The organism is Rhizobacter sp. (genome assembly GCF_031412075.1).
Taxonomy (GTDB): domain Bacteria; phylum Pseudomonadota; class Gammaproteobacteria; order Burkholderiales; family Burkholderiaceae_C; genus Rhizobacter.
In genome coordinates this window covers 1-9290 of sequence record NZ_JANOCG010000681.1, presented here as the reverse complement: position 1 = coordinate 9290, position 9290 = coordinate 1, and the positions used below count along the sequence as shown (strand labels likewise).

Here is a 9290-nt window from a genome sequence, read left to right as displayed (position 1 = left end):
GGTCGTGAACCTGCAACCTCAAATTGCGATGTTGCTGCTTGCGGCCGAGCAGCTCTTGCACCAGCAGGGCACCCGATTGCACGGTCACCGGGTGCGAGACCCAGGCCAGCCCCACGGCGCTTCGGGTGATGGCTTCGCGGTTGGCATCGGGTGCCACACCGCCCCAGCTGCCGCGCAGGATGCCCATGGTGCTGTCGATCCGCTTGTTCAACGACAACGCGCTGGCCTCGGCGCGCCGCAGCACCTGCTGGGGCGCCACCGTGCCGGCGAACAACTGCGCGGCCACGTGGCGCAGCTCATGCAGGTACTGGCGTTCGAGCTCGATCTCGCCGGGCTGCCCGCGCTTGCCGGCCGGGATGCGCTCGGCGGCGTATCCGAAGGCGGTCTCGGTGGAGCGCAGCACGATCCACATCAGGTAGTCCTCGACCAGATCGAACTCGCCTTCGCTGAGGTGGGTGATCTCCTGCACCAGCCGCCGGGCTTCGCGGTCGGCCAGCGTCCTGACTTCTTCGGGCGTGGGAACCACGTTGTCAAACAGGGCCTTGTCGCGCTTGTACTGCGGGCCCGGCTCCATGCCGATCATGAAGCTGCCCGCCAGCAGGTTGGGCGCGTGCGAGGTGTTGGAAAAACTGTCGGGCCGCTTGAGCACCTTGGTCACGGCGTCATGGGTGGCGGCAAACGGTGCCAGGGTGCTGAGGAAGGGCCACCGCCTGAAGACCGCCGCCACGAAACGCCAGACCAGGGGGCGGCGGTTGGCCCAGCAGAAGATGGCATAGCTGAGACGACGCACACCCGGCGGCTGAGCCTCCGGTGCGATGACATGGGCCTTCATGGGCTTCCCTCCTGTTCTGGAACCGCTGAGCGACGTGCGTTACCGGCCTGCCTCGATCTGCTGGAGGCGCTCTTTGGCGCGCTCGGCGAAGTAAGGCATCTCGCACTGCAGCGCCTGCGCGCGAGCGTCTTGAAAACGTTGCAGCGCCACATCGGTGCGGCCGGCTGCCACCAGCGTTTCAGCGAGGCCGAACAGGGCCTCGGCGCGGTGGCCGTGCTGCTCGCCAGCCGTCGCAAAATCGACCGCGTTCTGCGCCATCTCGATAGCCTGGGCGTGTTGCCCGCAGTGCATCAGGGCCAGGCCGAGGTTGTGGCGCAGGAAGAGCTCGCCGTAGGTGCCGCCCGCCAGGTGCGCACCGTCGGCCAGCACCTTCTCCAGCAAGGTCACGGCCTCGGGCGCCTGGCCATTGCGGGCCAGCGCGCCACCCAGCATGGCCACCACGCAGGGGTAGAGCGTGGGCACGTCGTTGACCTCGCACATGCGCACGCTGGCGCGCAGCAACCGCACGGCGTCGTCGAAGCGACCTTGCTCGACCCACATCTGGCCCTGCACAAAATCGATCAGCCCGCGCGAGTAAGGGTGGTCGAACTCGGCCAGCTCGCGGTAGGCGGCGTCGCAGGTTTCCTGGGCGGCGGCCAGGTCGAACAGGCGCCACTTCGAGCTGGCCAGGAACGACAGCATGTTCACCGAGGGCACCGTGGCCCAGCCGGCGAGCATGCGCTTGCCCAGCAATTCGGTGGCGAACCCTTGCTGCACGCCGTGGGCGTCTTCGATGGCATCGCGGTACCGGCCCAGGCCGTGGTGCATCATCATGCGGGCCTGCGCGGCGGCCATCTGCAGGTGGCGCCGCTCGTCGCGCACCCCCGCTTCGCTGGCCTGCTCGGCATAGACCAGCCCCTGGGTGTACTTGCCCCGCATCCACAAGAAGACGGCAAGCTGCAGCGCGACCGTGGCCATGCGCCGCTGGTCGCCGAGCTGCTTGGCGATCTCGCCAGCGCGCTCGACGTCGGCCACGATCTTGTCGATCTGCCCGAGCGGCATGCGCGCGCCGATGGCCGCCAGCAGCAGCGACATCTCGAGCGGTGCCATCTTGTCGGCGCTGCGCAGACGCCGAGCGGCGTCCATGCCGATGTCGAACAGGCGCAAGGCCTCGCGGCTGGCCGAGCGGGCCACGGCCCGCGACATGGCCTTCACCGCCCAACCTGCGGCGTCGGCCCATTCTTCACCGCTGTAGGCGTGGTGCGCGAGCACGGACGGCCCGTCGACCGTCTGGCCGTCGAGCCGGTCGCGCAGCACCGTGAACGCACTGCGGTGCAGCGCCTGGCGCCGCGGGCGTGACAGGCTGGCGGTGAGCACCTCTTGCACCAGGGCGTGGCGGAAGCTGTAGCCGGCCGGGTCGTGGGCCTGGGGTGTCGCCAGCAGGCCCGACGCGGCGCACAGTGTCAGGTGGCTTTGGGCCTCGACGGCAGACAGGCCATGCATTGCCGCCACCAGCTCGATCGAGATCGGTTCCCCGAGGATGGCTGCCGCTTCCAGGCTGGCCTTGGTGGCGGCAGGCAGCCGGTCGACGCGGGCGCCGATCACGGCCGCGATCGACGCGGGCACGCGCACTTCGGCGCGGGTGCGTACCAGCCGGTACGAGCCCGGCGGGCCGACCAGCGAACCATCGTCGATCAGCGTGATGGCCAGCTGTTCCAGGAAGAAGGGGTTGCCATCGGCGCGCTCGATCAGCTCGGCGACCACGGTGCTCAGCGACTCGTGGTGGCCCAGCAAGGCGCCGGCCAGCGCGCTCATCTCGTGGGCCTGCAGTGGCCCGACCCATTGTTCGAAGAACCAGGGGGCGTCGGCCCAGCGGTGTTTGAAGTCGGGGCGGTAACTGGCGCACACCAGCACCGGGCAACGTTCGAGCCGCGGCACCAGCGTTTCGAGCAGGTGCTGGCTTTCCCAGTCGGCGAGAAAAATGTCTTCCACCACCACCAGCAGGGGCCCCTCGCCCAGCCGCTGCGTGATCAGCCAGTGCAAGGTGTCGCCGATGCGGCGGCGGCGCTGTGCCGAGCTGAGTGAGAGCCAGTCGTCGCCCGGGGTGCCGAGGTCGAGCAGGTCGGTGAGCACCGGCAGGTGCTTCTGGCCCGCCGCACCCCAGGCATCCAGCCGGGGGTGGATGCCGGCCCAGCGGGCGGCGCGCTCCATCTCGGCCGGCAGGCCCAGCAATTCCCGCATGAGGTGGGCTGCCACGCTGTAGGGGCTGCGGCTGAGGTAGGCGCGTGCCTGCACGGTGCACACATTGAAGCGGGCGATGCAGGGGCTGGCGCAGAGCTCGGCAATCAGGCGTGACTTGCCGATGCCGGCTTCCCCGCGGATGCCCACGGCTTGCATGCGCCCCGTCAGCACCTGGCTCACGATCGCCCCGAGCCCGCTCAGGATGCCTTCGCGCCCGATCAACGGCGCCCACTGGTGGCGCCGGGCGATCGGCGCCGTGGCCGAGCCCTGGCTGGCCGGCGTCAACTCGTAGAGGACCACAGGGTCGTCCAGGCCACGTACCTCGTGCTTGCCCAGCGGGGTGGCGCGCAGAGGGGGTTCGACCAGTCGGAAGGTGCTTTCGGCCACCCACACGCTGCCGGGCGGCGCCATCTTTTCAAGACGTGCCGCCAGGTGCACCGACAGCCCGTCGGCGCGGTAGTACGACCAGCCGTATTCGCTGGCCACGCCGACGATGGCCTCGCCTGACGCGATGCCGATGCGCAGCTCCATGGGCTTGCGCTGCTCGCCTTGGGCCGAGGCTTCACGTGCCCGCTGCTGCATGGCCAGGGCCGCCAGGCAGGCGCGCTGGGCGTGGTCTTCTTGCGCGACCGGCGCACCAAACAGGGCCAGCAGCCCGTCACCGAGCAACTGACTCACCGTGCCGCCATAACTCTCGACGGCTGCACGCATCAGTCGCAAGGGGCCATCGAGAAACTCGCGCGCTTCTTCGGGGTCGGCTTCACCCACCTGGGCGGTGGAGTTGCACAGGTCGACAAAGAGCACGGTGACTTGTTTGCGCTCGGCCAGCGGCCTGCGCTGCGGTTCCATGGCAAAGGAAGGGCGGGGCTCGGGTCGGGCGCGCCGCGGCCGTTCGGCTTGGCTGGCAGAGGGCAGGGGGTCGAGCCAGTTCAGGGTGAGCGGCGTGCCGCACTCGGGGCAGAACCGGTGCGGCCGCGCCTGGGGCAGCCCGCAGGCTGCACAGACCGTCATGGCTGCGCATTCCGGCGTCGACCGGATGTTTTGCGACGCAGCTGCACACGAAGTTCCCTCATCACAGACTCGCTTGGACTGCGCCGAGCTTGTTGTGGCCTTGGCCCGCTCTCGCCTGGAGCGCGAAACGACGGCATGGGCATGGGTGCGGCGCAGGTGCATTTAATCGGAAGTCCGGTGACATGTCGATTGGCTTTTCGGGCTGTGGCCCGGCCTGCATGACCCCTGCAGTCGCCACTTGGACTGGCAGCCATGCGATGCCCTGCGGTGCCCCACGTCGTGTGCAGAACGCTTTGGCACACGCGGCTCAAGATACCGGGGGCCGTGCCGCCGGGCATCCACCATATGCATGAGCGGGCGTCTGGAAGGGCGCGCAACGAAGTGCGGCCGTCGTGTGTGACGGCATCTCATCCCGCATGTTCGGCAGCCTGTCGCAATCCGCTGGGCGCGGCCGGGTCGGCTGCCTAGAGTTCACTCCAACGCAACACACCACCCCCGCTGGAGCCCACCATGATCGAACGTTTCATTGCCCCCGCCCTGACCTTCTCGGTGCTGATCGCAGGCCACGTGGCCATCGCCTCGGCCCTGTTTGCCTCGCCTGCCGCGCAGCCTGCCGAACAGGTGGTCAAGGCCCCGGTGATCCAGCTGGAAACGGTGGTCATCACCGCCAAGCGCGTGTCCTGAAACGCGCTCAGTTCAGCGAGTCCGAGCGCGCCAGCTGATTGCAGTAAGACAGCAGCTCGTCGATTTCGTTGGATTTGTCGAACACACAATCGGCACCCAGCTCCATGCAGCGGGTGCGCATTTCGGGGGTGGCGTGGTTGCTGAGCACCACCCACTTGGCGGGCTTGAAGATGCCCGCCGCGGCCTTGAGCACCCCCAGGCCCGAGCCGCCCTTGAGGTAGATGTCAACGATGACCAGGTCGCAGTCACAGTTGGGTTCGTCGATCCACTTCAGCGCCGTCAACTCGTCTTCGGCCGTGCCCACCACCTCGATGGGAGCCGACTCTTCCAGCAACGCGATCAGGCCCTCGCGGATGATCGCGCTGTCTTCGACAATGTAGGTCTTGAGCGTGTGCATGGTCCGGCGGTGGCGGGGTCACCGCATCCGCACCTCACCATGCTCGACCATGGAGTCGGGCGTGCGCCCGGTGATGGCGGCCCGCGCCATGGTGAACAGCTGAACCAGCTTGCTCGACTTCACGTCCCAGTAGTTGGCGTGGGTGATCTGCACCTGAACCAGGGCCAGATCAGGGTCGGTCACGCCGCCGGGAAACCAGGCTTGGTTGATCTTGGACCACAACTGCTCCTTCTTGGTCAGGTTGTCGACCACGCGGGCGGTGCCGGACACCGAGACATAACTGTCATCGCCAGGATCGGCATAGACCACATTCACATTCGGCTCGGCCTCGAGGTCGGCCACGGGTTCGCCGGAGCGCGACATGAAGAACCACAGGCTGCTGTCTTCGTCGACGGCCTTGTTCTGCGTGGTCATCGGACGCGAGTGCAGGTGGCCGTTGTGGTGCCGGGTCGTGAACATCGCGAACTTGATGTCCTTGATGAGGTTCCACAGCTGGGCGCTGGATGCGCTGTCTTGTTGGGTCATGGGGGAGTGCTTTCTGGGTGAAGTGAGTGGGTGGCGCGCTTGATGTCGCCTGTGAAGACCATTGAAGCAGCGCATGGGCGTGGGGGCGATCAGCGGTGAACGCCTCTGCGTGTAGGAGTCTTCCGGCCCTGCGGGCTCGAAACGAGGGGTTGCAGCTATAAACGCCCATGCCTCACAACGTCAGCCTCATCTCCACCATTGCCGTCGGTTTCGGCCTGGCGCTGATCCTCGGGTTTCTCGCCGCGCGCATCAAGGTGCCGCCGCTGGTGGGTTACCTGCTCGCCGGCATCCTGATCGGGCCGGCCACGCCGGGCTTCGTGGCCGATGTGAACCTGGCCGGGCAACTGGCCGAAATCGGCGTGATGCTGCTGATGCTGGGCGTGGGCCTGCACTTTTCGGTGGCCGACCTGATGGCGGTGCGGCGCATCGCCATCCCCGGCGCGGTGTTGCAGATCGCCGTGGCCACCGCCATGGGCCTCGGGGTGGCTGTGCTGTGGGGCTGGAGCCTGGGCGCTGCGCTGGTGTTCGGGTTGTGTCTGTCTGTTGCGAGCACGGTCGTGCTGTTGCGTGCCTTGGAGGCGCGTGGGGTGCTGGAGGCGGTCAACGGCCGCATTGCGGTCGGCTGGCTGGTGGTCGAAGACCTGGTGATGGTGCTGGTGCTGGTGTTGTTGCCACCCCTGGCGGGCTTGCTGGGCGGGCAGTCGAACGCCGCACCGTCGCCATACGGCCTGTGGGCCACGCTGGGCATCACCCTCGCCAAGGTGGCGGCTTTCATCACGCTGATGCTGGTGGTGGGCCGGCGGGTGTTTCCCAAGATCTTGTGGCTGGTGGCCAAGACCGGCTCGCGCGAGCTGTTCACGCTGTGTGTGGTGGCCGCGGCGGTGGGCGTGGCTTACGGCTCGGCCATGCTCTTCGACGTGTCGTTTGCGTTGGGCGCATTTTTCGCCGGCATGATGATGCGCGAGTCGGAGTTCAGCCACCGCGCGGCCGATGAGTCGCTGCCCTTGCGCGACGCGTTTTCGGTGCTTTTCTTTGTCTCGGTGGGCATGTTGTTCGACCCGCGCGTGCTGGTCGACGAGCCCTTGAAGGTGTTGGTGGTGGTGGCCATCATCATGGTCGGCAAGACGTTGGCGGCGGTGGCCCTGGTACTGGCCTTTCGCTACCCGATGAACAGTGCGCTCACGGTGGGTGCGAGCCTGGCGCAGATCGGCGAGTTCTCGTTCATCCTGGCCGGGCTCGGCATGGCGCTGGGCTTGCTGCCGGTCGAGGCGCACAGCCTGATCCTCGCCGGCGCGCTGATCTCGATCGCGCTCAACTCGGCGCTTTTCACCGCCATCGAACCGGTGCAGGCCTGGCTGCGTGTGCGCTCACCCTTGGCGCGTCGCCTGGAGCAGCGTGACGACCCGCTGGCCGAGTTGCCGACGTCGGTGCACGCCTCGTTCCTCAGTGGCCAGGTGGTGCTGGTGGGGCATGGCCGGGTGGGGCGGCGCATCGCGCAGGCGCTCGATGAGCAGCGCATCCCCTACGTGGTGGCCGATCAGAACCGCGAGCTGGTCGAGCAGCTGCGCGCGCGCAACATCCCGGCCGTGAGTGGGGACGCGGCCGACGAAGCCGTGCTGATCCAGGCCCACATCGCCCATGCACGCATGCTGGTGATCGCCACGCCCGACACCTTCAACGTGCGCAAGATGGTCGAGACCGCCAAGCTGCTCAACCCCACCATCGAGGTCGTGGTGCGCACCCATGGCGACGACGAAGCGGCCCTGCTCACCCAAGAGCAGATCGGCACCGTCTTCATCGGCGAGCAAGAGTTGGCCAAGGGCATAACGGCGCATGTGCTGACGCGCTTGAAGCCGGGCGCCAAAACACACTGACATCCGGTAACAGGGGCGGGCACCCTTCCTGCTGCAATCGGGCATGCCAGGTTTGTTGCCGGCGCAGTGACGAAACCCGTCACCTCGCGCGCCGGGCACGGACACGAACTGCCACCTTTGCACGCGAACAGGACGCCCCATGCCGGTTGCCCACCCTTCTACTGAGCCCCACGCACGACCCCAGCGCTTGCGCGCGGCCACGGTGGCCACCCTCTTTGCAGCGGTGCTGGCGGGTTGTGGTGGCAGCGGCGGTGGCAGCGATGCCCCCGCGGTCGCGCCGCCACCGGGTGGCCCGGTGCAGCCGCCCCCACCTCCGCCGCCGCCTGCGCCGCCAGCACCCACTTCGCAGGCCGACGCGGTGCGCCTGGCCAACCAGGCCAGCTTCGGCGCCACCGAAGCCCTGGTCAGCAACATCCGCAGCCAAGGGCCGAGCGCCTGGGTGGCCGCGCAGATGGCGCTGCGCACCTCGAGCTACACCAGCGGCATGGGCGGCGAAATCCACCAGCACACCGGCAGTGGCGAGTTTTGCGCCACCCGTGGCGCCAACTGCTGGCGCGATTACTACTCCACCGAGCCCCTGGTCTGGGACTTCTACCGCAACGCCATCGGCCAGCCCGACCAGCTGCGCCAGCGCGTCGCCTTCGCGTTGCAACAGATCGTGGTCGTCAACAGCCTGGAGGTGAGCGGCAACTACGGCTTTCGCAACTACCACAACGTGCTGCTGCGCGAAGCTTTCGGCAACTACCGGCAGGTGCTGAAGAAGGTGATCCTGTCGCCGGTGATGGGCGACTTCCTGAACAACGCCAACAACGACAAAGACGCACCCAACGAAAACTTCGCGCGCGAGCTGCTGCAGTTGTTTTCCATCGGCACCTGCGAGCTCAACAGCGACGGCACGCTGCGTGGTGGCAGCTGCACCTCCACCTACAGCAACGACACCGTTCGTGCCTACGCCTACGCACTCACCGGCTGGACCTACCCCGCGGGCGGCGCCACCTCGTATGGCTGCTGGCCCACCGGCGCCAACTGCCGCTACTACGGTGGCGCCAACGATGGCGACATGGTGCCGGTGGCCCGTTACCACGACACCACCGCGCGCACCCTGCTCAACGGCTATTCGCTCGCCGCCAACCACACCGCGGCCGGCGCGCTCGAAACCGTGCTCGACAGCGTCATCACCCACCCCAACACCGCGCCCTTCATCGGCAAGCAGCTGATCCAGCACCTGGTCAGCAGCAACCCCTCGCCGGCGTATGTGGGCCGGGTGGCGGCGGCATTCACGTCGGGCCGGTACCAGACATTTGGCACCGGGCAACGCGGTGACCTGGCCGCCACGGTGGCCGCCGTGCTGCTCGACACCGAAGCCCGCGGCGGCAGCATCGGGCGCAACGCCGGGCGGCTGCGCGAGCCGGTGCAGCTGTTCACCGGCGTGCTGCGTGGCCTGAACGGCGCGAGCGACGGCGACACCCTGAGCTGGTGGTGGGGCGAAACCATGCGCCAGCATGTGTTCCGCCCGCCCTCGGTGTTCAATTTCTACCCGCCCGACTACCCCGTGGCTGGCACCTCGCTGGTGGGTCCGACCTTCGGCATCCACAACGCCAACACCGCCTTGTCGCGGCTCAACTTCCTCACCTACCTGCTCGATTGGGGCGGCACCCCTGCCAACCAGAGCAGCGCGCCCAACCCGCAGGGCACGGTGGTCAACCTGAGCGCCTTCACCGCCGACGCCACCGATGCCGGCGTGCTG

The 9290-nt window shown here is 67.8% G+C and carries 7 protein-coding genes; 3 read left to right on the top strand and 4 right to left on the bottom strand.

The features are described from left to right. Positions 1-832: hypothetical protein (locus RMO40_RS25235; protein WP_309726708.1), on the bottom strand; the 832-nt coding region annotated here is incomplete at its 3' end. A 39-nt stretch (positions 833-871) separates the two neighbouring features. After that, on the bottom strand, positions 872-3901 hold the full coding sequence (locus RMO40_RS25230; RefSeq protein WP_309726706.1) for an adenylate/guanylate cyclase domain-containing protein: 3030 nt from the start codon (positions 3899-3901) through the stop codon (positions 872-874). 672 nt (positions 3902-4573) lie between these two features. On the opposite strand from RMO40_RS25230, the gene RMO40_RS25225 reads away from it, so the two are divergent. Next, positions 4574-4747 (top strand): hypothetical protein, encoded by a 174-nt coding sequence (locus RMO40_RS25225; RefSeq protein WP_309726704.1) that lies wholly within the window; start codon positions 4574-4576, stop codon positions 4745-4747. 7 nt (positions 4748-4754) lie between these two features. Here RMO40_RS25225 and RMO40_RS25220 read toward each other — a convergent pair whose 3' ends face one another. Together RMO40_RS25220 and RMO40_RS25215 are read right to left on the bottom strand one after the other, a co-directional pair. Then, complete coding sequence (locus tag RMO40_RS25220) at positions 4755-5144, bottom strand: response regulator (protein WP_309726702.1); 390 nt, start codon at positions 5142-5144, stop codon at positions 4755-4757. Positions 5145-5162: 18 nt separating this feature from the next. After that, the gene (locus RMO40_RS25215; RefSeq protein ID WP_309726700.1) at positions 5163-5669 is read right to left on the bottom strand and encodes a pyridoxamine 5'-phosphate oxidase family protein; all 507 of its coding nucleotides are present in this window, start codon (positions 5667-5669) and stop codon (positions 5163-5165) included. Positions 5670-5836: 167 nt separating this feature from the next. Here RMO40_RS25215 and RMO40_RS25210 point away from each other — a divergent pair, with 167 nt between their 5' ends. Both RMO40_RS25210 and RMO40_RS25205 read left to right on the top strand, forming a co-directional pair. Next, the gene (locus tag RMO40_RS25210) at positions 5837-7543 is read left to right on the top strand and encodes a cation:proton antiporter domain-containing protein (protein ID WP_309726698.1); all 1707 of its coding nucleotides are present in this window, start codon (positions 5837-5839) and stop codon (positions 7541-7543) included. A gap of 139 nt (positions 7544-7682) precedes the next feature. Then, positions 7683-9290, top strand: a 1608-nt coding sequence (locus RMO40_RS25205; RefSeq protein ID WP_309726696.1) for a DUF1800 family protein, incomplete at its 3' end; no start/stop codon positions are given.